Origin of the sequence: Metabacillus sp. KUDC1714 (assembly GCF_014217835.1) — a bacterium.
GTDB lineage: Bacteria > Bacillota > Bacilli > Bacillales > Bacillaceae > Metabacillus > Metabacillus rhizosphaerae.
The window spans coordinates 3,259,310-3,285,382 of the sequence record NZ_CP055263.1; the positions used below are offsets into that span (position 1 = coordinate 3,259,310).

General features: G+C 34.7%; 12 protein-coding genes. 8 read left to right on the forward strand and 4 right to left on the reverse strand.

The genetic code is table 11. From position 1 onward, the window contains the following. The first annotated feature begins 193 nt into the window (after positions 1–193). Positions 194–583, forward strand: a complete 390-nt coding sequence (locus HUW50_RS15315) for a nucleoside/nucleotide kinase family protein (protein WP_221629137.1) — start codon at positions 194–196, stop codon at positions 581–583. Positions 584–666: 83 nt separating this feature from the next. Here the strand turns inward: HUW50_RS15315 and HUW50_RS15320 are convergent, their stop codons facing one another. The 4 genes from HUW50_RS15320 to HUW50_RS15335 form a co-directional block, all read right to left on the reverse strand. Then, entirely contained in the window at positions 667–1,155 is a 489-nt protein-coding gene (locus HUW50_RS15320) for a pyridoxamine 5'-phosphate oxidase family protein (protein ID WP_066324364.1), read from the reverse strand. Positions 1,156–1,433: 278 nt separating this feature from the next. Next, positions 1,434–2,987: a response regulator gene (locus tag HUW50_RS15325; protein ID WP_066324367.1), complete on the reverse strand. Its 1,554-nt coding sequence runs from the start codon at positions 2,985–2,987 to the stop codon at positions 1,434–1,436. Further along, the gene (locus HUW50_RS15330) at positions 2,984–4,621 is read right to left on the reverse strand and encodes a cache domain-containing sensor histidine kinase (RefSeq protein ID WP_185653006.1); all 1,638 of its coding nucleotides are present in this window, start codon (positions 4,619–4,621) and stop codon (positions 2,984–2,986) included. The genes HUW50_RS15325 and HUW50_RS15330 overlap by 4 nt, the downstream gene beginning before the upstream one ends. 180 nt (positions 4,622–4,801) lie before the next feature. After that, a complete protein-coding gene (locus tag HUW50_RS15335; RefSeq protein ID WP_185653007.1) occupies positions 4,802–6,502 on the reverse strand; it encodes a methyl-accepting chemotaxis protein in 1,701 nt (566 codons plus the stop codon). 269 nt (positions 6,503–6,771) lie between these two features. Here HUW50_RS15335 and HUW50_RS15340 point away from each other — a divergent pair, with 269 nt between their 5' ends. The 7 genes from HUW50_RS15340 (at position 6,772) to HUW50_RS15370 (ending at position 26,066) form a co-directional block, all read left to right on the forward strand. After that, complete coding sequence (locus HUW50_RS15340) at positions 6,772–9,969, forward strand: glycoside hydrolase (RefSeq protein ID WP_185653008.1); 3,198 nt, start codon at positions 6,772–6,774, stop codon at positions 9,967–9,969. A 762-nt stretch (positions 9,970–10,731) separates the two neighbouring features. Next, positions 10,732–15,252 carry a family 43 glycosylhydrolase gene (locus HUW50_RS15345; protein WP_185653009.1) on the forward strand — a complete coding sequence of 1,507 codons (4,521 nt, stop codon included), beginning with the start codon at positions 10,732–10,734 and terminating at the stop codon, positions 15,250–15,252. Between the two features lie 211 nt (positions 15,253–15,463). Next, complete coding sequence (locus HUW50_RS15350) at positions 15,464–19,273, forward strand: family 43 glycosylhydrolase (protein WP_185653010.1); 3,810 nt, start codon at positions 15,464–15,466, stop codon at positions 19,271–19,273. A 373-nt stretch (positions 19,274–19,646) separates the two neighbouring features. Next, positions 19,647–21,194, forward strand: a complete 1,548-nt coding sequence (locus HUW50_RS15355) for a response regulator transcription factor (protein ID WP_185653011.1) — start codon at positions 19,647–19,649, stop codon at positions 21,192–21,194. A gap of 25 nt (positions 21,195–21,219) precedes the next feature. Beyond that, positions 21,220–22,962 (forward strand): sensor histidine kinase, encoded by a 1,743-nt coding sequence (locus HUW50_RS15360; RefSeq protein ID WP_185653012.1) that lies wholly within the window; start codon positions 21,220–21,222, stop codon positions 22,960–22,962. Positions 22,963–23,303: 341 nt separating this feature from the next. Continuing rightward, positions 23,304–24,962, forward strand: a complete 1,659-nt coding sequence (locus tag HUW50_RS15365; RefSeq protein WP_260445519.1) for an extracellular solute-binding protein — start codon at positions 23,304–23,306, stop codon at positions 24,960–24,962. Between the two features lie 129 nt (positions 24,963–25,091). Next, positions 25,092–26,066, forward strand: a complete 975-nt coding sequence (locus tag HUW50_RS15370; RefSeq protein WP_066324387.1) for an ABC transporter permease — start codon at positions 25,092–25,094, stop codon at positions 26,064–26,066. Positions 26,067–26,073 lie beyond the last annotated feature (7 nt).

Genomic DNA, 26,073 nt, shown 5'->3' on the forward strand with positions numbered 1-26,073 from the left:
GTACTTATACTGTGGTAGTCGACACAGCATCAGAGTTAGAAGCTTAAATTCCTTGGTTAGTTAAAGGATTTAAGTTTTTTTTGACTTAAAAATGACCTAACTCGTATTAAAAGGGAAATTTTACATTTATTAAGGGTAACACGGATTTCCATGGTACAGGCGCGGCTACCATGCCATTCATGGTGACCGTGAATTGGCTTATCAAGGCGATCCGGAAACTGGTACACGGACGGAGAACCACATTTGGCATGTAGATAAAGTAAAGGCTTTGGTCGCCAACCAGGATGAGGCGGTAACATTCTTCTGCGGTGGCTCTAGGAACTTTTCGAAATTCATAGATCTATTTGACGGCGTGTTCGTCCTCGAGGTCGACCTTGACACATTGAACCGGCGGCTTGACGAGCGACCGGAAAATGAGTGGGGCGGAAAGAATACGGAACGGGAACTCATTGCGCGATTGCACCAAACGAAAGAAGACATTCCGAAAAACGGAATTATAATCGACGCCACCTTACCGATCGAGCACGTCGTTGACGAGATCGTCCGTCAAAGCGAAGAAAATAAACGTCAACGTCAAATTTAAGCTATAACAACCATGGAAATGGATTAACATAACTCAACATAGCAAAATGGATTGTCCTATATCCAGACAACCCATTTTTGTGATTATTTATTCAATTCAATCGTTTCATTAACATCAGTCGATTTAGAACTTTGCCCTGTTATTCGTTTATAGAAAAAGGCAACTTTCTTCGTAAAATTACCTGTTTCCCAATATTCGGCTGCTTCCGCTTTTACATTTATCAAAACAACGTTAGGATCATCATAAGAAGTTTGCATAATTTTCTCATATGTTTTGCTCCACAATTCCTTTTTCTTGTCTAAATCCTCAACGATTTCCGCTCTGCCACGGACGGAGACATAGGACTTACCTGCATAAGCCACATTAACATCATGATCGTGTAAAATTTCTTCATATTTATTAGTCTCTTTTTTAGTAAAAAACCATAAATCACCATCAAACTCTAATTCTTGTGTTTTCATAGGACGAGAAATAAGCCCTTCTTCAGTTACCGTAGTCAGCATGGCCGTTTCTACGTCTTTGATTAACTCTCTTAATGTTTCCATTTCTTCTTGTTTCATCATGTTAGACATTTCCATCACCTCATTAATGTTTATAGAGGTATACTACCCTTTACACCAACTTTTAATCCGGTATGGCGGTTTACTTAACTCTAACAAAATGAAGCCAAACAACCGGAAAAAAAAGAGGGGTAAACGTTTTAAAGGTGAGAATGCGTAAGCCTAAAATTTACATAGTAATGCCGATAATGCGATTTACCTCGCCTGTTACGCTGCTAATTCTGGTTTTATGTTAAACTTTCTAATTTTGATTTTGTACTTTAAAACTGTACCCGTTAGAACTTTGTAAATTAAAGGGAGAAAACTTGCTTTTGATTTTTATATTGTTTTGTAGTCAATCCAGTTACCTTTTTGAAGGTTCTGCAAAAATAATGCGAATCAATATACCCAACTTGATGGGCAATTTCATATGTTTTATTATTTGTCGTCTTCAAAAGATCTTTGGCCATATCAATTCGGGTGTTTGTTAAATATTCAATTAATGTTTTACCTGTCTCCTGACTAAACATATGACTTAAATAGGATGCGCTTACATTCACTGCGTCTGCAACAGTTTGAAGAGATAACTGAGAGTCAGTAAAATTTTCGTTAATATAAGATAACGCCATTTGAACTGCTGAAGAGTATTTTGTAGTTAAACGATCTCTAGTTGAAGTAACGAGGTTTAGCATCTCTTCAATATAGCTTAATACTTCATTATAATTCCTAATCCAGCTTGCTTTCATTTCTAATTGATTAATTTCCTGCATAACTTCAAGATTATCCATTTCTATTTCCTTTAAAAAATGTGAAATCGTAATGGTAAAGTCCATTAAAAAATAATACGTTGTAAAAGGAGATCGAACATTCCCTTTTTCTAGATAAGATGAATAAGAACGGGAAAAACAAGAAATATCGCTTGATAATCCAAATTTTAGAAAGTCAATTAAATCTCTTCGGTTAAAATGTTGTAATTCCTTTTTAGACTCTATGTCTATTTCAGTTTCCTTCGAACTGTACTTATGAATAATCGTTGAATAGCTTTTCTCTTCATCGGCTTCTGAGAAAGATAAGGTAATACCTTGAATACGGCTTTCTACTCTTCCGATTCCAAAGATTAATGGGTTCTCAGGTTGTAGTTCTTCATGTGACACCAACCGCTGTCTTATTATCTCGGACTCCTGTTCAAGTGTTTGTTTTGATTCTCCCATCATAATAAAAATAGATTCTTTTAATTTTCTACTAAAGCGCAAACAATCATATTCATCTTCTATCCAGTCAATCGAATCAGAGTCGATTGTACATTCTATGATGATGATATAATAATAACTTGCGATAAGATTAAGATTTAAATTTGAAGCTTCCTTAATCGCCTCAGAAAAAGTATATAACCCTTCACAGAGTTCATATAAAAATTTATCTCGAGAAGCAGATTTATTTTGCAATAATTGATTTTCTAAGTCACTTAATCTTTTATTGTTCATTTCTTCCTCATCGATTTTTGAAGAAACTTTTTTTAATATAGTAAGTAAATCTTGTGAACTAACAGGCTTTAGGCAATATTCAGTAACTTGGATGCGCATTGCTTCTCTAGCATATTCAAATTCATCATGTCCACTTAAAATAATTATTTTTATTGAGGGCATTTTTTCGCGTAGAATACGACTGAGTTCCAAACCGTCCATAAAAGGCATTTTAATATCCGTAATGACAATATCAGGTTGGTGTTTTTCAATTAAAGGAAGAGCAATTTCACCATCAGAAGCATCACCACAATAAATAAACCCTTCGCGATTCCAATCAATGCATTTTCCAATCCCTTCTCGGATAGCCATTTCATCATCTACTAAGAATACTCTTTTCATTTAATTCCCCTCTCTGCTGGAATAATTATACTTACACGCGTGCCAGAACCATACCAGCTATTGATTGTTATACCAAAAGGCTCCCCATAGTGTAAAAGAATCCGATTATGAACGTTTACCATACCAAAGCCTCCTTGATCCTTTTCAAATGGGACTCCTTGAGATAATTGAAATCGAATATCTTTTAACTTGTCTTCTTTAATGCCAATTCCGTTATCTATCACATCAATGGAAATAAATCCTTCTGGAGTAAAATCACCTTTAATTCGGACAAATCCCTTACCGCGTTTATTTTTTATGCCGTGATAGATAGCATTTTCTACGATTGGCTGAAGTGTTAATTTAATAATTTCATAATGTAAAATATCTTCATTTAAATGAAAGGTTACATCTAAAATATCTTGGTATCTCATTTTTTGAATAATTAGGTAATTTCGAATATGATCAATCTCATCTTCTAAAAGAATTAAATCTTTTCCTTTACTTAAAGAAATTCTAAAGAAATGGGATAATGCCTTCGTAATTTCTATTACTTGTTGACTTTTTTTTGCTTCTGCCATCCAAATAATTGTTTCAAGTGAGTTATATAGAAAGTGTGGATTAATTTGTGCTTGCATAGTACGTAATTCTGCAATTTTTAATTGTTTTTGTTCATTAACACTTTTTGTTAGTAGAGCTTTGATTTTCATAATCATACTATTAAAATTTTCACCTAGGTCTGCAATCTCATCAGTACCTTTATTAACGAGCTGTACATTAAGATCACCTTGTGAAACCTGTTTCATTTTCTCTTTTAAAATACGAATTGGAAGAATTAATCTTGAAGTGATAAAGAAATATAATGCAATGGTAAAAATTAAAACTGATCCTACAGTTAATACAATTAGACTTCTTATTTCATTAGCTTCTTTTGTAATGTCTAATAACGGTGTATATCGAATGAATTTCCAACCAGTTAATTCAGATGTTTCAAAGACGAAAAATGTTGCACCATGCGTAAAATAGCCAGAGTGGTTTTCTTCTATTTGTTTTCTTTCTAAATTAGGTGAAGTCTTTGCAAATTGTGGGTGCGAAAATAAAATATTACCCGATTCAGATTCAATTTGAATTGTACTGGAAGTTTTTAAAGAAGCATCGCTAAGAATATTCTTAAAAATTGAAGCTTTAATAACAATATTTATGAAACCAATTACTTCATTGGAATTATCCGAAGTAATTGTACTTGTCATAGAAAGTGCTGGATTACTGTTTTTATAGATTGGTTCTATTAGTGTATTAGTTGGCTGATCTAGTAGTTTCGTGTAGGGAAGCTTAGTGAGCGCCTGACCATCTAATTGATGAACGCCACGGTCTTCACTAACAGCTTTTCCATCAAGACTAATAATCTTAATATTCATGATGCTTTCACTATATTGATAACTTTCTCTGTAAAGTTTTATCATTCCTAAAATACTTTTAGATTCCTCAGCCGTATTATGTTTGTCAATTAAAAATTGAACAGTGCTATCCTTTTTCCCAACTTCTGTAAATCTTTTAATATCCTGAAGGACATCATCAAATTCACTACGTAATTGTGCTACTTGGATTTGAGCTAATGAATATGATTTTTCGGCAACAATATTATAAGATTTCATATAGGATATTACCCCAACAAGGATGAGGGGTATTACCGTTAGAAAAAGGAACATCATAAGAAGTTTTGTACGTAAACTTGAAAAAACCCATTTTTTGAATTTCATAAGCGAACCAACCTGTCAGTAGTATTATTAGAAGATTTATTATTGATTCGAATCAATATTATATGTGTTTGATTATTATATTTTAAACTGCCTAATGTTATCTTTCATTTGTTGAATTCGTTCTACAAGTTTATAAGATGCATCGGAAACTTCCTCAAGAGTAGTTAATTGTTCTTCACCCATAGCCGCAATTCCAACAACTTCTGCATTCGTAATTTGCGAACTCTGCTCAATGTCTGAGATTATTTGACGAATAGAAAGCATTTGATCAAATGCCTCCTGCATGTCTTGTTTTATGCTTTCAATTTCAACTTGCTGTCTATTTCTAACTGAAAGAATAGTTTGAAATCGATTCTTTACTTGCTCAGTTTTGAATCTGCAAAGTTGAATGTTTTCTAGAGTTTCAGAGTTTTGTTTTCTGATTGAAGATGTTAGGCTCAAGATATGGTTTACTTTGTAATCGGAGTCTTGTGAAACCTTGTTTGTTTCATCAGAAACTTCCTTTATACTAGTTAAAGCTTTTTCTATTCTTTCATTTATTGAACTTTTAGGAATTTCATTTATAAGAGTGAGGTACAATAAACTAGATTCTCGTGCAACAAGCTTAATTAATCGCAAATATTCATTCATTTCCCCTGAAACTCTCTGAAGTTCTTCTGTATCTCTGTTTACTAGATAGATAGTTTGGCTCATTTTTTCAAGTTGCTGATGGAAGGTGACAAGTTCATGACTTATTTCATTTGTAATATGTAAGGTTTCATTTGATTGAAGATTTATTTTATTTGATTTTCCTAGTACTTCGTTATATTTAAAAAGTAAATGTTCAAATGTAGTTACTGATTTTTGAATCAGTTTATCTTGTGTATGAAGATTGTTCGAAATTGTTTGTGTTGCTTCAGCAACTTCTTCCCCAGCTAGTCGGTTTTCAAGAATACTTTGGTGGATATCCTTTGAAGTTAAAACAACTAGATCATTTGTATTTCTCACGTTTAAGATAATATCCTTTAAATTATGAAACATTCGATTATAAGAACGACATAATTCTCCTATTTCATTCTTAGACGGATTTACTATTGCTCCTATGGTTAAGTTTCCTTCTGCAATTTCATTTGTTTTTTGTCCTAAACTACGAATAGGTTTTACAAAACTTCCTGATATATATATGGCAAATAATAATGAAATGATGATAACGGCAATAAATGAACAAATATAAATAGTTATGTCTCTTGTTAAGTTAGTGGAAATGATATTCTGTGATTCCCCTTTTACCAAAAGGGTTTTTTGTAAGAGTGACTGAACCTTTTCATCGATGAGGTCTGTTAGAATTGTAATATATTCATAGGTGATATTTCTTGAATCTGCAGGAACATTTTCTTGGATTTGCTCTCCAAGCTTGTCAATATATTCAGTCGTAGTCGTTAATGTTTGGCGAACCTCTGTAATTTCCTCAGTAAATTGGCCATTTTTATCGTCACGTTCAATTTTATCTAAATTTTGATACATATTGTGTAGATGATCATATTGAGTACCATTTTCAAAAAGTACTTTTCCATACACAATATCCCTAATTTCCTCATCTAGCTTTTGCTTAAGTGAACCATTAATTGAATTCGTCAATGTGATTGTTTCCATCATTGCATTATATTGACGAACATACCCGAGGAAAAGATAGATTTGTACGCAATTAATTGTTGCAAGCCCTAATAAAATGACCATGAAAACAAGGATTAATCTTTTACGTAAAGATAAATCAGATAGCATTGAATGCGCTTTCAATCAAAATCCCCCTTCCTAGACCCATTTTACTATAGTAAGAGTTAAAAGTAGATAAAAATATTTTGCACTTTTTTGAAAAAATTTATAGTTTTTAAATTTAAAAGTTCTATATAAACTAAATGAATTTACAATTTTTTCGAAAGTTATTCCATTCAATCTAGGGGTGTAAACGCTTTATAATTAGAGTGCTGCAATTCAAAGAAAATATAAATGCATTTGTTGAAATCTTAACATGGAAAGTTAAAAGAATAGAAAGGAGACATAATTTTATGTTGCAAGAAATGTTTATTAAGAGATTACTAATTAAATGTTTGATCTTAGTCGTTGTAGTAGGAAGTATCTTGCCTGCCCTACCTACTATGACGAATGCAGAGGAGGGGGAGAATGAATTGATTTCTGATTCAGAGCAAATAAAACTAGATCCTAGTTATCAACATGAACCATTTGATGGTTGGGGAACAGCTCTTGTATGGTTCGCGAATGTGACAGGTGGCTGGCCTGATGAATTAAGAAATGAGCTTGCTGATGATCTCTTTGGTAAGGATGGACTGAATTTTAATATTGCCCGCTATAATATTGGTGGTGGTGATTCTCCTGAGACAGAGCCTTATATGCGTAAAGGTGGAGCAGTTCCAGGGTATTGGAATCGTCCTGCCGAATACAGCCCACCGGAAGGTAACACAGATGAATGGACAGAGCAGGAAAACTGGTGGAATCCAGAAAATCCTGAGCATTGGAACTTGGAAGCTGATGCTAACCAACGCTGGTGGGTTAGTGCTGCTAAAGCCAGGGGAGCTGATACCTTCGAAGCTTTTTCAAACTCACCGCCATATTTTATGACTCAAAGTGGTTATGTATCAGGTAACTGGAATTCATGGGATGATAATATTAAACCAGATCAATTTGAAAATTTTGCTTCATATTTAACAACCGTAGTAGAGCATTTACAAAAGGACATGGATGTTGAATTTCAAACTCTCTCACCTGTAAATGAACCTAATACTGGCTATTGGAGAGCTAAAGGCAGACAGGAAGGTTCAAACTGGTCTCCAGCTTCACAAGCTAAAATTATTAATGAAGTAAAGAAGCAATTGGATGAAAAAGGTCTTAGTACAGTTGTATCAGGTATGGACGAAACGAATCCACAAAAATTCAGACAAAATTGGGAGCAATACGATAGCACAACGAGAAATAATATTGAACAGTTAAATGTGCATACTTACGGTCCTACACAGCAGATTGGTGCAAGGGATATTGCAAAGTCAGCAGGAAAAAAGCTGTGGATGTCTGAGGTGGACCTTAGTTCTGGTGCACAAAATCATGAGGATATAATTCCAGGTCTTGCATTATCACAGCGCATTACGACTGATATTCAGAAATTGGAATCAGAAGCATGGGTGCTTTGGCAGTCAATTGAAGACGAAGTGAATATGAGCCCAGAACATGAAAATGGCAACTGGGGACTTATCCAAGTTGATTTTGATCCAGCTGATTTTGAGAACGTAAAAATCTATAAAAATAAAAAGTATTATGCAATGGGGAATTACAGTAAGTTTATTCGACCAGGCTATCAAGTCATTAATTCAAATAGTAGTGATACATTAGCCGCAATTAATAAAGATGACAATTCAGTTGTTGTTGTCTATACAAATTCAACCACAGAAGAGAAAGCAATCAACTTTGATTTATCTGGGTTCGATACTGTAGAAGCGAATGCAAAGGCAACACCTTATGTAACATCTACTACAGAAAATTTAGCCCAAAAGTCAGATGTAATGATCTCAGGTAACGAGCTCTCAGCAGTTGTTCAGCCCCAATCAATTACGACATTTGTTGTATCTGGTGTATCAGGTGTGAATGAGGATAACTCGTTTTTAAATAATAACGAAACATACAAATTCATTAATAAAAATAGTGGGAAAGTGCTTGATATTGGACAAGATGGAAAATCCATTGTTCAAAAAACAAATATTCGTGATGAGGAAAAACAAAACTTTAGTATCCAAAAAATAACAGATGGAAATAGTACAAAAGAAATTTACAAAATAGCCAACAGTGATAGTGGAAGTGTACTTAGTGATGAGAATGGTTCCATTACTCTCCAAGCCAATGAAAATAAATCAAATCAAAAATGGATGCTGTCAACCTATGGAAATGGAGAGTACACATTTATAAATGTTCAAAGCGGAAATCTAATAGAAGTAGGCGGGGAATCAAAGGAGGAAGGAGCTAAAGTTGGCCTTTGGAAACCAACAACAGGTAACCACCAGATTTGGAGACTAGTAAAGGCCGGAATTGCCAAGGTAGAGCCAGTTGATGTCGTCGTTACGAAGAAAAAGACTGCACCAGAATTACCTGATGAGGTAACGACCATTTACGGAGATGGTGAAGAGGTTCAGAAAAAAGTAGTTTGGGATACAATCAATCCTGATTTATATGCAAAGGAAAATATCTTTAAAGTTGAAGGCACTGTTGAGGGAACAACGATTAAAGCAGTAGCAACAATAACAGTAAGTAAAATTGAAAGTATTCAACCTATAAAAATAAAAACAACTCCAGGTAAAGCACCAATTTTACCTAATAAAGTAACAGCTAAACTAAAAAGTGGTACATTTGGAAAAGTACCTGTTGAATGGAATGAAATTGATCAAAATGAGTATGCGGATTTTGGTAAGTTTTCAGTGAAAGGATCAATATCGAAAAGTCCTGTTAAAGCAATTGCTAATATCCAAGTTACACAACCTGCTCTAGAAAATTTAGCTGTAAAGCCTTCTAGTTCAGAAAATGAGTACCCAAAAGTGAGCGCTTCCTTTACTGGTCAATGGGATAGCACGAGTAATGTCAACGATGGAATTATCTCTAGTGCTAGATGGACGAACTGGGATCCAAATAGCTGGAGAGAAGAAGATTGGGTTGCTATTGAATTCGACAAAGCGGAAACAGTATCACAAGTGAAATTTCACTTCTATGATGACAATGGCGGCACAAGACCTGCAGACTCTTTACGACTTGAATACCTGGATGGAACAGAGTGGAAAGAAATCGAAGGGACACAGACAGATGTTCAAGACAAGGAGTTAACAATTGACTTTACCCAAATTGAAACAAAACATATTCGTGCTGTAATGAAGGCCAAAGAAGGTGCTTGTATAGCCATTTCAGAAATGGAGGTATTGGGGATTGGTGAAAACCAAATTCCAGGACAAGGTAGTGATGCAACATTGGAAACTATTTTAATTAATGGGAAGCAAGTAAAAGAATTTGATAAGAATACCTATAATTATCAAGTTAAAATAAAGAAGAACCAGCAAGAAATCCCGACTATTGAGGCAGTTACTAATGATTTATTTGCCACTTACCAAATTGAAACACCATCTTCGTTAGAAGGTGAGGCTGTTATCACGGTTAAGTCAGAAGATGGGAAGAATCATGCAAAATATACAGTTGAATTTAGTGAGAAAAATTAAAGAAACTAGAAATAACGTTTAAACAAAACAAAGATAAAGGCTTCGCAATTTGTTTCCAAAAGGGGGTTCGAATGTTTTCATTCTTACCTCCTTTTGGTATTTATAGTGGATTTGTTAGTAAAATTCAGCGATTGCTCTCTGGTTCTTTAAGTTTTTTTAGAGGTACATTCAGTTTCTGGAACTTTATCCCCATTTCCCAATTTAGTTACAAAAAAATTGCAGTAAATCGAAAAATTTTGAAGTTTTTGAACCCTTAAATTGAGAAATAAAAAATGAATTTACAATATTTTCGAAAGTTACTCCATTAACCTCATGTATGTAAACGCTTTATAATTAGAGGGTATCAAGTTCATGAGAAAACAATTTATTTAAGAGATCGTTTGTAACCGTATTTAAGTTACTAGTAATTACTTGCCTTTTTACTTACCAGTAAAAATAACAATGAACAAAATACAATCTTTATAGTTTCATCTACCTCTTTAGATCTCTTCTCTATTCATCTAATAAAAGCATCCTTTCTCATTTTAATAAGTAGATTAATTGAACTCTACTTATCTTTCTAGAACTAATCCATTTCGTATTAGACAAATCGAAACTTGAAAGGGGGTGGAATATAAAAGTGTAAAACTTTTTAAACGTTAGTTCCTAATGTGCTGGAGGTGATGCCAAAAAAAGTTAGGTTTTTAATTTAGTAATAGAAAGATATCTATTATTTAGCCTATTAAGTTCGGTAAGTGTTATTAACCAAGGAGGTAAAGTGCTATGAAGGGTAAAAAGTGGTTATCACTATTTATAACAATAGTAATAATAATTTCACTCCTCCCAATACCAGTAATACAAGCAGAGGAGATTGTTAAAGTGGAAGATAGCTTAATCGCACATTATGATATGTCAATAGCTAATGGTAAGTTAACAGATGTGACGAACAGTGGATTTGATGCAGAATATGTTGGATTTACTGAAGGAGACTTCTTAGAAGAAGAAAACGATAAAATCTTAAACTTCACTGGTGATAAGTCTAAATATGTAAAATTACCTTTGGGGATTATTGATGATGAAACATTCACCATTGAAACAACATTTAGCACAAGCACAAGTGCTGCACATTGGCTTTATAGTATTGGTAACAAGACAGGTGTTTGGCCAAATGTGAAAAATTATATCTTTTTAAATCCAAAACAAGGAAATGGTAATGTTAGATTTGGGATCAAGAACTCCGATAAGGAGCTTCTATTTCAAAATGCAACGATTCATTCAGGAGAAAAAAATACCTTCACAACGACTTTTAAAGAAGGGGAAATATCTCTTTATCTTAATGGGGAACCAGTTGGAACTCTACCACATACTTATTCAGTAATGGACATTTTAAAAGAAGGTGTTGATCCTACAGCAAATTCTATTGGATTTATTGGGAAATCACTTTTTGAACCTGATGCTGCCTTTACTGGTAAATTAGCTGATTTTAAAGTATATAACTATACATTATCGGCAGAAGAAGTGAAACAAAATGTAACATTAACTGATGTTGAAATTGTTGAATTAGCAAAAGCTAACTTAAAAATTCCAAATGCAGATGACATCCGCGGCAATATTACGTTACCTACAAGTTCTGATAAAGGAGCATCAATCACGTGGGAAACCGACAGCCCAGATGTAGTAAGTGTAAATAAAGAAGAAAATGAAAATTATGATGATATTCCTGCTGGTGTTGTAACAAGACAGGACTCTGATACACAAGTAAAATTAACAGCGACTATTCATTCTGGTCAAGTAAGTGATACAAAGCAAATTCTACTTACTGTTAAGGCGAAAACGGATAAAAAGAATTTCACTAATTATTTAATGACACATTTTACCGGTGAACACGATATCGGAGAACAGATTTATTTCGCGAGTAGTTCTGATGGACTAATCTGGAAAGATTTAAATGAAAGTAATCCAGTATTAATGTCTGATATTGGTGAAAAAGGTGTGCGTGATCCCTATATTCTACGTTCTCAAGAAGGGGATAAATTCTATCTCATCGCAACAGACTTACGTATAGCCAATGGAAAAGGTTGGGGGGCAGCGCAAACTGCTGGAAGCAAATCTCTTATTATTTGGGAATCTACTGATTTAGTAAACTGGTCTGAACCTAGGATGGTTGAAGTAGCCCCACCTAATGCAGGCGATGCATGGGCACCTGAAGCTTTTTATGATGAAAAAACAGGAGAATATGTTGTATTTTGGGCTTCAACGACTAGTAATGAGCAAGGGGAATTTGAACCACACAATATTTATTATGCAAAGACTAGAGATTTCTATACGTTTACCGAACCAAAGGTGTTTATTGACCGTCCAGGTGATACTCATATTATTGATACAACGATCATTAAAGAAAATGATATGTATTACCGTTACTCAGGTGATGGACAAATTACGATCGAAAAAAGTAATCAAATACTTGGCACATGGTCTAAGCTTGGAACAATTGAAGATTCAACAGGATTAACAGGGCGTGATGTAGAAGGTCCGTTAATTTTTAAATTTAATGATAGAGAAGAATGGAACCTAATGGTCGATCAGTATTCAACAGGAAAAGGTTATCTCCCGTTACTAACGACCGAGCTCTCAAGTGGTCAATTTACTAAATTAACAACTTCAGTCTATTCCTTAGGATCTAATAAAAAAAGACATGGTTCTGTCTTACCTATAACACAAGAAGAGTTCGAAGCTGTCATGGCTAAATGGAACAAAGTGGTCGAGGCACCAGACGAAGAAGAACAAAAAGAGCCAATCCTTGAGTACAATTTTGAAGAAACAACAACTGACAACACGATTCAGGATGATTCAGGCAACAACTATACTGGTACGTTGAATGGTAATGCAACTTATGTGACAGATGAAGAAAAAGACTCTAAGGTATTATCTCTTGACGGTACGACTAATACATTTGCTGCCTTCCCAACCGGTTTCTTTGATGGCAGAGATACAGTATCTATTTCCATGGATATGAAGGCGGAAACAGTATCAGGAAACTTCTTTACCTTTTCAGTAGGTAAGAATGACCAAAAATATATGTTCTTAAGAACACGTGATAGTGAAATAAGAAATGCCATTACGGTAAACAGTTGGTCTAGCGAGCAGGAGGTTAAAACGAATACATCTTCCATTAAGAACAAGTGGATGAATATCAAACTTGTCATGACACCTACAAGTATGAAGATGTATAAGGATGGTATTCTTGTAGCTGAAAATAACAATGTAACAGTGGCAATGAAAGACTTAGGAGCAGATTTATCAGCATACTTAGGGAAATCCTTCTATTCTGGAGATCAATACTTTAAAGGATCTTTCGACAATGTAAAGATTTATAATCGTGCGCTCTCAGAAGCTGAGATCCTTGAAATGAGCATTGAACCGACTGGTATTGGAAACTTTGAAGTTCCTGGTCAAAAGGGTCAAGCTGAAATTGATAAGAAAGCTCATACAATTGCTGTTCCTATTAAAGAGGGGCAAGATATAGATATTACAAAATTAACACCGGCGATTACCCTTTTACCAGGTTCTACAGTGAGTCCAGCATCAGGTGAAACACAAGATTTTACAAACCCTGTTACATATACAGTGACAGACAAAGATGGAAACAAGCAGGAATGGACTGTGAAATTGAAGATGTATCCATCAGGTACATTGCCAGGACTTTATGCAGATCCACAAATCGCTGTTTTTGGAGATACGTATTATATTTATCCTACAACAGATGGATTTGATGGCTGGTCAGGTTCACAATTTAAAGCGTTTTCTTCAAAGGATTTAATCAATTGGAAGGATGAAGGTGTTATTTTAGATCTTGCAACAGATGATGTGACTTGGGCAGATAATCGTGCTTGGGCGCCTACCATTACAGAAAAAGATGGGACGTATTATTACTACTTCTCTGCAGACGCCAACATAGGTGTAGCAACATCTACATCTCCAACAGGACCGTTTAAAGATGCTCTAGATAAACCATTAGTGCCAAGTGGAATATATCCAGGCCAAGCCATTGACCCCTATGCATTTAAAGATGATGATGGACAGTATTACTTTTATTGGGGGAATGGAAATTTATTTGGTGCGAAGCTAAACGATGATATGGTTTCATTTGCCCAGGATCCAGTGAATATGACACCTGCGAATTTTAGAGAGGCTCCTGTTGTTTTTAAGCGGGATGGTATTTATTACTTAATGTGGTCAGAAGATGATACTGGTAGTGAGAACTATCAAGTTGCATATGCAACAGGATCATCTCCAATGGGGCCTTGGACGAAGAAAGGTGTCATTCTTAGTAAAGATTTAAGCCTTGGAATCAAAGGACCTGGTCATCACTCTGTATTAAACATACCGAACACAGATGATTATTATATTGTTTATGCAAGGCATGCCATTCCTGATGGTAACGGTTTTAACCGTGAAGTTGTCATTGATAAGATGGAATTTAACACGGATGGTTCGATCAAACAAGTTAAACCAACATTAAACGGTATTACTGAACCTGTTTATATAGAAAAAGGAGATACAGAAAGTCCAGTAGGTCACTTTACAATTAGTTCTGGCGCGGAGTATACAAATAAGTCAGCTGTTACCTTATCTCTTGAAGCAACGGATGACAGTAGTGGAGTTCATCAAGTTCGCTACTCAACTGACGCTAAAGAATGGACAGAATGGGAAGCGTATACAACTTCAAAAGAATATACGTTACCATCTGGTGATGGTGATAAGACAGTATATGTTGAATTTAAAGATCAAGCTGGAAATGTAAGTGAAACATATCAACAAAAAATCATATTAGATACGACTGCTCCTGTAATAAAATTTAACGGTCATCAAGATTCCTATACGATCGATTCGTCTATTAAGATTTCTTGCAAGATAGACGATGAGTTGTCAGGAGTAGCTTCTAAAGAATGTTCAAGTGTTGAAGGACCAGCATATAGCTTTGAAGTAGGAGTAAATAAGGTCACTGCTTCTGCAACTGATAAAGCTGGTAATAAAACAGATGTTGAGATCCAATTTACAGTAACAGTTGACTTTGATAGTTTAAGTCGATTAACAGAAGCTTTTGTAACAAAACAAGGAGTTGTAGATTCACTAACAAAAAAGCTTCAAGCGGCAAAAGCATCAGCAGCCAAGGGAAATAAAGAGGCATTTGCTGGTCAACTAAATGCTTATAAAAACCAACTCAATGCTCAAAGCGGGAAAGTCATTACCGAACAAGATAGTCATCTATTAGTATCTTTCGCTGATCTACTAAAAAAGTAATATATTTATAGGTTAGATTCAACAGGTACAAATATCAAAACAGAAGGAAGCACATATTTGATATAGATAAAATGTGCTTCCTTTTATTATCTGTTTTTATTGGAAATGAACCTTTTTGTGAAATGAAAAGGCATAGCAACAAAGTTTGTGAACAGCCAATATTAAAGAAGCATGTAACTAAACATATATTACTTTGGGAGGTATAAATAGAGTGATTTTCAAAAATAGTAAACTATTAGTCTTAGCTGCGATACTCCTGTGGAGTAGTTTGTTTTCTCAACAGGCAATATTAGCAGTAGAAGAATCGAAAGTGGGTAATGACGAACACCTTTTAGCACACTACCCTTTAATTAAAGATCTTAAAGATGTTTCAGGTAACGAAAAACATGGAGAAGCTGTTGGGAATATCACCTATACAGATGGCTTAACTTTACCTGGTGGAACGAATAGTAATACAAATTACGTTAAGTTACCAGATGGATTATTCGATCATCAAGATAGTTTAACCATTTCTACGTGGCTGAAAAGTAACACAGGTAGTGGAAATTATTCAGCATTGTTTTTCGGAACACCGGCAAATGCAAGTAAAGTTCCTGAAAACTATTGGTTATTCAACCCAACAAATCCAAGCGGTAACTTTAAATCGGTATTTACCAACTCCTTAAACAGCAGTGCCCCTTGGAGTACCGAAGTTGGGGTAACATCAACAAATACAACAGCTAACAATGGAAAATGGACCCACTATACGACTGTTATCACTCCTAATTCTGTAACCGGATACATCAATGGGGAGAAAATAGGTACTGTCAATAAAACGAGAACAACTAGTGACTTTGGTACTGAATTAAATGCATATATAGGGAGATCAAATTATATAAATGACCATACGTTTGCAGGTTCCTTCCAAGATCTACGTATCTATGGGGATGCTTTAGACGATATGAATGTGAGTAACGTATATGAGGAGTCTGTCAATCAGTTATCACTACACCAGGACAAGAATAACCTTACTTTGGGTGATACTTCCACCGTTTTTGGCAATTTAAGCTTACCTACAAAGGGTAGTAATGGTTCCACCATCTCTTGGAAGTCTAGTAATGAAAATATCATTTCAAATGCTGGTGTCATTACATTAAGTGATGAAGAACAGACAGCAAAACTAACAGCAACACTTGAGATAAATGGTTACAAAGCCACAAAGGAATTTACGATAACGCTTGTTTCTTTAGCTAATGTTACTGAAACGATTGAAAAAAAGTTATACATTCCATATGTACTTACAGAGGATGATGAGTTGCCTACTACTAGTGGCGTAGCCTCTATTTCCTGGGAAAGTAGTGATATGTCGATTATTGACAAAGACGGAAACATTCATTCGCCTTCAGAAGGCATGAAGGAAGTCTCATTAACTGCTACGATTTCTTATAAAGACCAACAAACAAAAAAAGAATTTCATGTAAAAGTAATTGAATCGTCTGCAGCTTATATTCTAAGCTATCATCGTGCTGGTGGCAGTGTTGTCACAGATGCTATGCACTTGGGTTATAGTGAAGATGGAGAGAACTATACTGCTTTAAATAATAATACAGGTGTCTTATTTGCAAATGCTGATTTTAATGCTGGGAGCGCAAAAGAAGGTCTAACAAAAAAATTAGTGAATCCCTACATTTTTAGAATGAAGGACGGAACTTTTGGTGTCATTGCTACAAGATCCACCAAGGGTGGTTCTCAAAGCCAAGCTGAACAGTCATCTATTTTATTATTTAAATCAGAAGATTTAATTTCATATGAAGAAGTAGGTTTAGTATCACTAAACACAAATGAAACAGTCGTTAAGCCAATTGCTGAATATGACCCTTCTTCAGATGAATATCGTATTGAATGGAAAACGTCAACTGGAAAGAGCTACTTTAATACAACACAAGATTTTAAAACTGTTAGTGAGCCGAAAGAAGGAGCTAAGTTTCAAATAAATGAAGTGAATACAAATATTGCTAATTCCATTCCTAGTAATCGCATTGTAGTTACAAAGGCTGAAGCTAAAGTAATAACGAAAAAATTAGCAAAGGTAACCAATACGAGTGTTTCGAACATTGAAGTTAACGTAGAAAACAATCAAGAATTTACGTTTGCTGATCTCAAAAATATGAAAGTTACTGCTTCTTATAGTGATGGTTCAACAGCAGAAAAGTTTGTGAATTGGAATGAGGAGCAGTTTACGCAAAATGATTTTAGCATGCCGGGTACTTATTCAGTTAGCGGAACTGTCAAACAAACAGATTATCCAAAAGAGATGATAAAAGGGTATGCAGATCCAAATGTCATTAAGTATAACGATAAATACTATTTGATAGCTACTAGTGAAAGCGGATTCAATTACTTAGATGTTCGGGAAGCAGACACAATATTAGACTTAAAAGATGCACCAGTTAATAGAATATTCAACCGTAATCCATCAGGAGAATTATCTGGTTCCCTATGGGCGCCTGAATTCCATATAATAGATGGTGATTTATATGTATTCTTTGCCGGTGGCAGTCCGCATTGGTATACCGTTCAATCTTATGTAATGAAGTTAAAGGATGGTGGAAATCCAATCTCACCATCAGACTGGGAAACACCAAAAAGGGTACTCAAAAAAGATGGAGAACTCCTTTCCACATCAGGTCTCACTTATGATATGACCTATTTCGAGCATAAAAATGAACATTATGTCATTTATAATTATGGAGGTCCGGCTGGAACACCGGATGAAATTTCTACTCTTTTAATTGCAAAGATTAATCCTGAAGAACCATGGAAGTTAACGACTGAGCCTGTTGTTATAAACAAACCTAATTTTGGATGGGAGCGTCTAACAACAGAGGTTGTAGAAGGATCATTTATCCTAAAACATGGAGATAAAGTATTTCTCACTTATTCAGCTTCAGGAGTAGATACTACCTATTCAATAGGTATGTTAACAGCAAATGAAGAAAGTGATTTATTAGACCCTGCATCCTGGACAAAAAATAGTTATCCGCTTCTAAACTCAGAATCTGTACCTGGAGAATATGGACCAGGACATAATTCATATACACTAGATGAGGATGGAAATTTGATTAACATTTATCACACGATGCCTGCTGGGGGAGGTCAACGAAATATATCTGCAAGAATCGTACACTGGTCAACGGACGGGACACCAGTTTTAGATATGATACCTGAAAGAGAGATTCTTCCTGAAAATAGAACGGTGACTGCTACGATCATTATAGGAGAATCAGAACAAAAAGACACAGAAAGTCCAGTAGGTCAAGTTTCTCTTAACTCTGGTGCCGAATACACAAATGAAAGAACTGTCACCTTATCTCTTGAGGCAACGGATGATAGCAGTGGAGTGCATCAAGTGCGCTATTCAACTGACGGAAAAGAGTGGACAGATTGGGAAGCATACACAACATCAAAAGAATTGAAGTTACCTTCTGAAGATGGAGAGAAGACTGTATTTGTTGAATTTAAAGATCAAGCCGGAAATGTCAGTGAAACATACCAAGAAAAGATTATTCTTGATACAACAGCTCCTGTCATCCAATTGATCGGTCATCAAGATTCTTATTCGATCGATTCGTCAATTACGATTACTTGCAAGATCGTGGATGAGCTGTCAGGAATAGCTTCTAAAGAATGCCCAAATGTGGAAGGACCGGCCTATAAGTTTGAGGTAGGAGTCAATAAATTTACAACTTTAGCAACCGACAAAGCAGGAAATACAACAGAAGTTGAATTCCAATTTACAGTAACGGTCGATTTTGATAGTTTAAGCCGATTAACGGAAGCCTTTGTGACAAAACAAGGTGTCGCAGATTCTCTGACGAAAAAGCTGCAAACAGCAAAAGCATCAGCAACCAAAGGAAATACAAAGGCGTTGAATGGACAGCTAAATGCTTACAATCATCAACTCCATGCTCAAAGCGGGAAGGCTATTGCTGAACAAGATAGTAATCTATTAAGATCTTTTGCGGATCTTTTAAAAAAATAATCGTAATCGGTTAGATAAAAGATGAATACAGGAAGGAAGCACATATTCGTAATAGTTGAAATGTGCTTTCCTTCGTTATCTTTCCTGATTACACAATAAAAACAATCATATAAAAACTTTCCAAGCGGATATGAACTTGATTTAACCGCAGGTGAAGGATTTTTCCTGTCGTGATTTTCTCAATTTAGTTCTCCGGGAAAGTTTGAAAAATGGGAATATTTAATATATAGTTAGTTTATAGAATAAACAAACTTAATCAATCAGACCTCTATGTGACTCTAGTAGGGATAAAATGGTAACGAGGAAAAATGAAAGCGCTATAATGAAGGGTGCTGATTGATCTAGTGCCTTTTTGAATGGAGGAATGATTACGGTGGCTTTCAAAGTATTCTTAGTAGATGATGATCGATATGTTCGTAAAGGATTGATGAATCTTATTGATTGGGAAGGCTGTGGTTTTGAAGTTTGTGCAGAAGCAGATAATGGGGAAGATGCTTTGGAGTATATTCAGAAGTTTCATCCAGATTTAGTCATTACAGACATTAAGATGCCTGTCTTAGATGGTCTGGAATTAATAAAACATACAGTTGAACTTAAAAAGACAAACCCAAATTTCATTATTATTAGTGGGTATAGTGATTTTAACTATGCCCAAAGAGCTGTTAAGTATGGTGTACATGATTTTATCTTAAAACCAGTAGATAAAGAGGAAATTGAAGAGACACTTAGAAAGGTAGCAGATAAGTATACGAAAGAATTACAGTTAAACAGAAACAGAGAAAATATTGTTGCAGAGACTGCGTTCAATGATTTATTAACAATCGAACTTGAAGAAGATCTCCGCCAAGATTGTGTGAAAAAACTGAATATTGATCAAACAATTGGATTTGCCTATATCATCATAGAAATAAATAATGTGGCTGTAAATACGATAAAGATTCGTGAAATTATTAGTAGAACTATTCATGGTGAGGCTGTAAATTCTACTACTTTGTTTCGTGAACACGGAAGTAACCGAATAGGCCTACTAGTCACAAATAAAGAAATTCAACCATTTAGCGGGGGGATTTTTCATTTTTCAGAAATAGTAAAGGCTCAGCTCACGATACATTTACAAACAGATGTCACCATCTACGTCGGAAGGATTGTAGATGATGCAATTGATATAAAGGAATCATATGAAACGGCAATAAAAGCTCTGCAATTTAAGTATGTGGAAGCATCCGAAAAACCGATCGTATATGGTAACACAAAAAATAGGTCTGTTAATTACATTGAGCTTGATCAAACACAATACCAATCGTTAATGGAACATATCGAAGAAAATCTAATCTCTGAGATTAGAAAAGATGTTGTCATGATGTTTGAACAGTTTCAAGAAGAGGCTTTCGCAAAAGATGCAGTAAGGACTTCTATAAATCGGGTAGTTCATGAAGTGGTGAAAACCTTACAGTCGATGGATGGAGATGAAAAAAATTTAACTACACTACAGAACATGTTAAATTGGGACAACCTGCCTAGTACTTTGATTGAGATTAAGAACATGTTTCTAGACTTTTTATTAGAGGCAGCTGGACTGTTAAATCGACTGAACAAGGAGTGTGGTTCAGGAAACATACGAAGGATCAAAAAATATGTTGATACACACTATAAAAATGATCTTACATTGAAACATATAGCGAATACATTTTATATGAACCCGGTTTACATGGGGCAGTTATTTAAAAAAACATATGGCATGTATTTTAAAGAATATATTCTACAAGTCCGAATAAATGAAGCGAAAAAACAATTAAGACAGACCGATTTGCGTATCTATCAGGTAGCAGAAAGTGTGGGCTTTTCAAATCCTGATTACTTTGTCACTCAATTTGAGAAAACGACTGGTATGACCCCAACTCAATATCGAAAAAAACTATAAAGGAAGATTTTGAGATGGAGATAAAATGAATCTATTCAATTTTAATAATATAGGATTAAGAAATAAGCTATTAATCATTTATATTGTATCAGTTTTCATTCCAATTACATTAACGCACATTGCATTTTATGAAATTACTTCCAACAATGTAAGAGCACAAAAGATGAATGATATTTCCCTTTCCTTAAAACAAATATCGAATGATTTCCGAACAGCGATAGATGATGCAGTCGAAATTTCATCTAAGTTATATACGGAATATGAGTTGTATAATTTTTTAGAAACCAAGTATGAATCAAGCATCGATTTTATCCATGCTTATTATAATTATTACAGTAGAATTTATAAAGAAGTGCCACTTTTTTCGACTGTTCGTTCACTAAATTTATACACAAATAATGATACGGTTATTTATGCAGGGGGTGTCAATAAAATTGATACCCTTGTTAAAGAGTCTCATTGGTATAAGGATTCAGAGTCAATAAGAAGCTCTTATCCAGTTTTGACTCGTAGAATTGGAGAATCAGGAAAACTAGATACATTTAGTTTAATAAGGGAAATGGATTATTTCACCACGAAAGATTCCACACAGAAAATATTAGAATTACAATTTGATATTGGAATAATGGATCGTATTTTTCATAATGTGACATTTCCGGGTGATATTTATTTGTTGGATGAGAAAGAAACAATTGAATATTCAACAAATCCAAAGGTAAATTGGTCAGAAGGAAATATTCAGTATGATACGATTACATTTTCAAAGGATATGTTAGTTTTTGAAGTACCCTTTAATGTTCCTTATTTAAATAATTGGAAGGTAGTGGGTGTTGCTCAAGAGAAGGTATTACTTGAAGAGGTTCAGGGTTCTCGAAATTTTATTCTCTATTTCGCTCTTATCAATTTAGTCTTTCCATCTCTTTTTATTGTTTATATTACAAGCTCTCTTCATGTACGTTTATTACGTATTTTAAAGCATATGAGGAAAGTTGAAGATCAAAACTTTGAACTGATAAAGGGTGTGAATTACCAGGATGAAATTGGTGAGCTTACCCAAGCATTTAATCGGATGGCATCTAAAATTAAGAGGCTCATCAATGAAGTATATAAAGCAGATATTCAAAAAAAGGATTTAGAATTACAACGTAAACAAGCACAATTAAGTGCCTTACAAAGTCAGATTAACCCACATTTCCTATTTAATGTATTGGAAACCATTCGGATGAGAAGTATTTTAAAAAATGAAGAAGAAACGGCAAAAATCATTCATAATATGGCGAAAATGCTTAGAAAATCGTTCATTTGGGGAAAAGATTGGGTCAGTGTAGACGAAGAAATTTATTTAATAAAATGCTTTTTAGAAATACAATATTATCGATTTGATGACAAAATGCAATACCATATTGACGTTGATCCAGAAGCTAGGAAGTGCATTATTCCGAACATGTCTCTTATTCCATTTGTAGAAAATGCAAGTATACATGGAATTGAACCGATAAAAGGAAACGGAATGATCAACATATCGATAAAACGTGATGGTGATACTTTAATATGTCAGATAACAGATAATGGGCAGGGGATGGAAAAAGAGGAATTTGAACAGTTAATGCGATCAATAGAACAGGTTGAAAACATTGGAGAACATGTGGGAATAAAAAATGTTTACTATCGTTTAAAGCTGCATTATTCAAATCATTTTGATTTTAAAGTGAAAAGTGTTGAGGGAGAAGGAACGACTGTTAAAATCGTTTTACCATTTCAAAAATAGCCCTATTAAGTAGATGATAAATAAACTTTGCTGCCTGCCAATACATGTCGATCGTATGATCGATGTGTGTTGGTTTCGTTTTTTTTTGGTAGCAAATCATGATAGATTAAGTGCTCAATAAGTTGCCTTTTCTTTATATCCACCCAATAATCTATATCTTTTACATGTATTTTTGATTCTGATGTTTTCGTTTTTCCATAAGGTACTAAAGTTTACAAAGTAAAAACTATACTTTATATGGTCACTTAAGATAAGCATGAAAGTTATAATGAAAGTGCTTACAATATTGTGGTATCGGTGTTGCTTAGCTATTACTTAACTTTAACAAAGGGGGAGTTAAATTGTTAAAAAGGAAATCTAGAATTCTAGCTTTTGCACTAATGGTCATGTTGCTCGTCACTTCAGCATGTACGAATGCAGAAAAGAGTGGAAAAGAAAGTAACTCTAGTGAAAACGGAGAAGTTTTGACTTACACATTCTTTAATGCATCTTCTACAGGAAAAGATGTCAATACGGGTGATACCAAAATTGGAAAAATGTTCGAAGAGGCAACAGGTGTTAACTTTGATATTGAGCATATTGTAGGGGACAGTAACCAGAAGATCGGGACAATGATCGCTAGTGGTGAATATCCGGAATTGCTTAATGCGCAAAATGCCACAGCTGATGTGATAGATGCAGGTGGATTTGTACCACTGAATGATCTTATAGAAGAGCATGCTCCAAATTTAAGAAAATTATATGAACCAATTTGGGAAAAAATGAAACTAGAGGATGGAAACATTTATATTCTACCATCTGGTGTATCTAATGGATATATAAAGCCACCAAATATAGGACAGAGTGCATTTTTTATAAAACGTGAAGCACTAAAAGAGCAAGGTTATCCACATCCTAAAACGATAGATGAATATTTCGATATTATTGAAAAATATGCAAAAGCCCACCCAAAGACAAACGGTGCAAAAACAATTCCATATACATTATTACAATATGATTGGCATGTAGGGCAACTATTTGATCCTCCAGCCTTTCTATCAGGTGAACAGGAAGGAATCATTGTTGATAATGAAACACTAGATGTATCTGTTTTCCATAATAAGGATATTACAAAGAAATGGTTAGGGAAATTAAATCAAATAAACGAAAAGGGCCTACTTGATAAAGAATCTTTTACACAAAACTATGATGAGTATTTAGCGAAGATATCCTCAGGACGAGTTGTAGGATGGTTTGGACCTCGATGGGAGTCAGGTACAGCGTTAGATACTCTTGAACAAGATGATGATCCGTATAATGATTTTATGGGATTCCCTATTGTATTTGAGGAAGGAATCAAAGACCAATACTTGAATCCGGAATCGTTTGTAACCTCTCCAGGGATGGGATTAACAACAGGAACTTCTGAAGAAGATCAAATTAGAATTATTAAATTTTTAGATCATATGGCTAAAATTGATTCCCAAAAATTAATTACTTGGGGTATAGAGGGAGAAACATATGATGTAAATGAAGAAGGGCGTTTTGTTCGAACACAAGAACAAATTGATTTAGTTAATAAAGAAGAGTTTAGAGATGAATTTGGGTTTTCTGCACTTGGTTGGTACTGGCCAATTATGAGTGGTACATTTGATGACGGTAACTCTGTTGATCCAAATGTGCAGCCTGAAGTTGCCCAGCTTGCTTATGATGAAGTGGATAAAGAGTTTTTAAAAGCATATAACATTGAAACGTTTACTGATTTATTCACTGAGCCAGAACCAGCACCATGGTTTCCTTTCTGGGATGCCACGATCGAGACAGGATCTGAGGCACAGTTATATGATCAACAGTCTCGTGATTTAATCAAACGTTCATATCCAGATATTATACTTTCGAATCCATCTGATTTTGATTCCGAGTGGAACAAATTTAAGAAAGATTTTGAAAAGCTTCCATATAAAGCCTATGAAGAAGTAATGGAGGAATCGGTTAAAAAAGAAGCTTCACTTATGAAGTAGTAAAGAACTTAATAAGAAGGCTGAATGATCTATAAAAGAAGTTCAGCCTTCTTTCTATTAACGTAAATTTTGCGACGAATGGAATGAATTTTTAGAGTTTACTTATTGAATAGGATAGGAGGGACAAATATGCAAGCGCAAACGAAAGAAAAAGCACTTTTATCTCCAACAGTGCTACCAAATGAAGCGAAGGGAATGAAAGCGTTTCTAAAAAAATGTCGTAGCCAAAAAGCATTATTATTGATGACAATGCCTTTTGTGATTTGGGTCTTTATCTTTAAATATTTCCCTGTTTGGGGATGGACAATGGCATTTCAGGATTTTAAGCCGGCTCGTCCTTTTTCAGAACAAGAATGGGTAGGTTTTAAACATTTCACCTTTTTATTCACAGATGCTCGTTTCTTAGGAGTACTAAGGAATACGTTGGCTCAAAGTATCATTAATTTAGTTTTAGGATTTGTAACCGCGATTGGTTTAGCTCTATTAATCAATGAATTAACAAATCTTAAATTTAAAAGAGTCGTTCAAACGATTAGCTATTTGCCACACTTTCTTTCTTGGGTTGTAGCAGCTGCACTTGTTTCATCTGTATTGTCTATTGATGGAGTCATTAATGAAATATTGATAGGGCTTCATATTATTGATGAGGAAATTCTTTGGCTTGGAATCGGAGAGTATTTCTGGGGGATTTTAGGTGCTGCAGAAGTTTGGAAAAATGTAGGGTGGAATACCATTATTTATTTAGCAGCCATTTCGATGATTGATCAAGAACAATATGAAGCAGCCAAAATTGATGGAGCTTCTCGTTTACAAAGAATTCGCTATATTACACTTCCTGGCATGAAGCAAGTAATTGTGATCCTTTTAATTATGAATATTGGGTACATTATTGAGGCTGGATTTGAACCTCAATATTTATTAGGGAATGGACAGAACGTAGAGTTCTCAGAAAATATAGATGTATTTGTCATCAACTATGGTATTTCCATGTTTAACTTCTCATTGGCCACGGCAGCAGGAGTGTTTAAAACGGTTATTAGCTTAATATTCTTGATTGCCGCAAATTCATTCTCGAAAAAAATGGGCCAAGGCGGTTTATATTAGGAGGGAT

Bases quoted from the DNA above. Each gene is read 5' to 3' on its own strand.
- HUW50_RS15320 (WP_066324364.1), bottom strand. From the start codon at position 1,155: ATGTCTAACATGATGAAACAAGAAGAAATGGAAACATTAAGAGAGTTA.
- HUW50_RS15325 (WP_066324367.1), bottom strand. From the start codon at position 2,987: ATGAAAAGAGTATTCTTAGTAGATGATGAAATGGCTATCCGAGAAGGG.
- HUW50_RS15330 (WP_185653006.1), bottom strand. From the start codon at position 4,621: ATGAAATCTTATAATATTGTTGCCGAAAAATCATATTCATTAGCTCAA.
- HUW50_RS15340 (WP_185653008.1), top strand. From the start codon at position 6,772: ATGTTGCAAGAAATGTTTATTAAGAGATTACTAATTAAATGTTTGATC.
- HUW50_RS15345 (WP_185653009.1), top strand. From the start codon at position 10,732: ATGAAGGGTAAAAAGTGGTTATCACTATTTATAACAATAGTAATAATA.
- HUW50_RS15360 (WP_185653012.1), top strand. From the start codon at position 21,220: ATGAATCTATTCAATTTTAATAATATAGGATTAAGAAATAAGCTATTA.
- HUW50_RS15370 (WP_066324387.1), top strand. From the start codon at position 25,092: ATGCAAGCGCAAACGAAAGAAAAAGCACTTTTATCTCCAACAGTGCTA.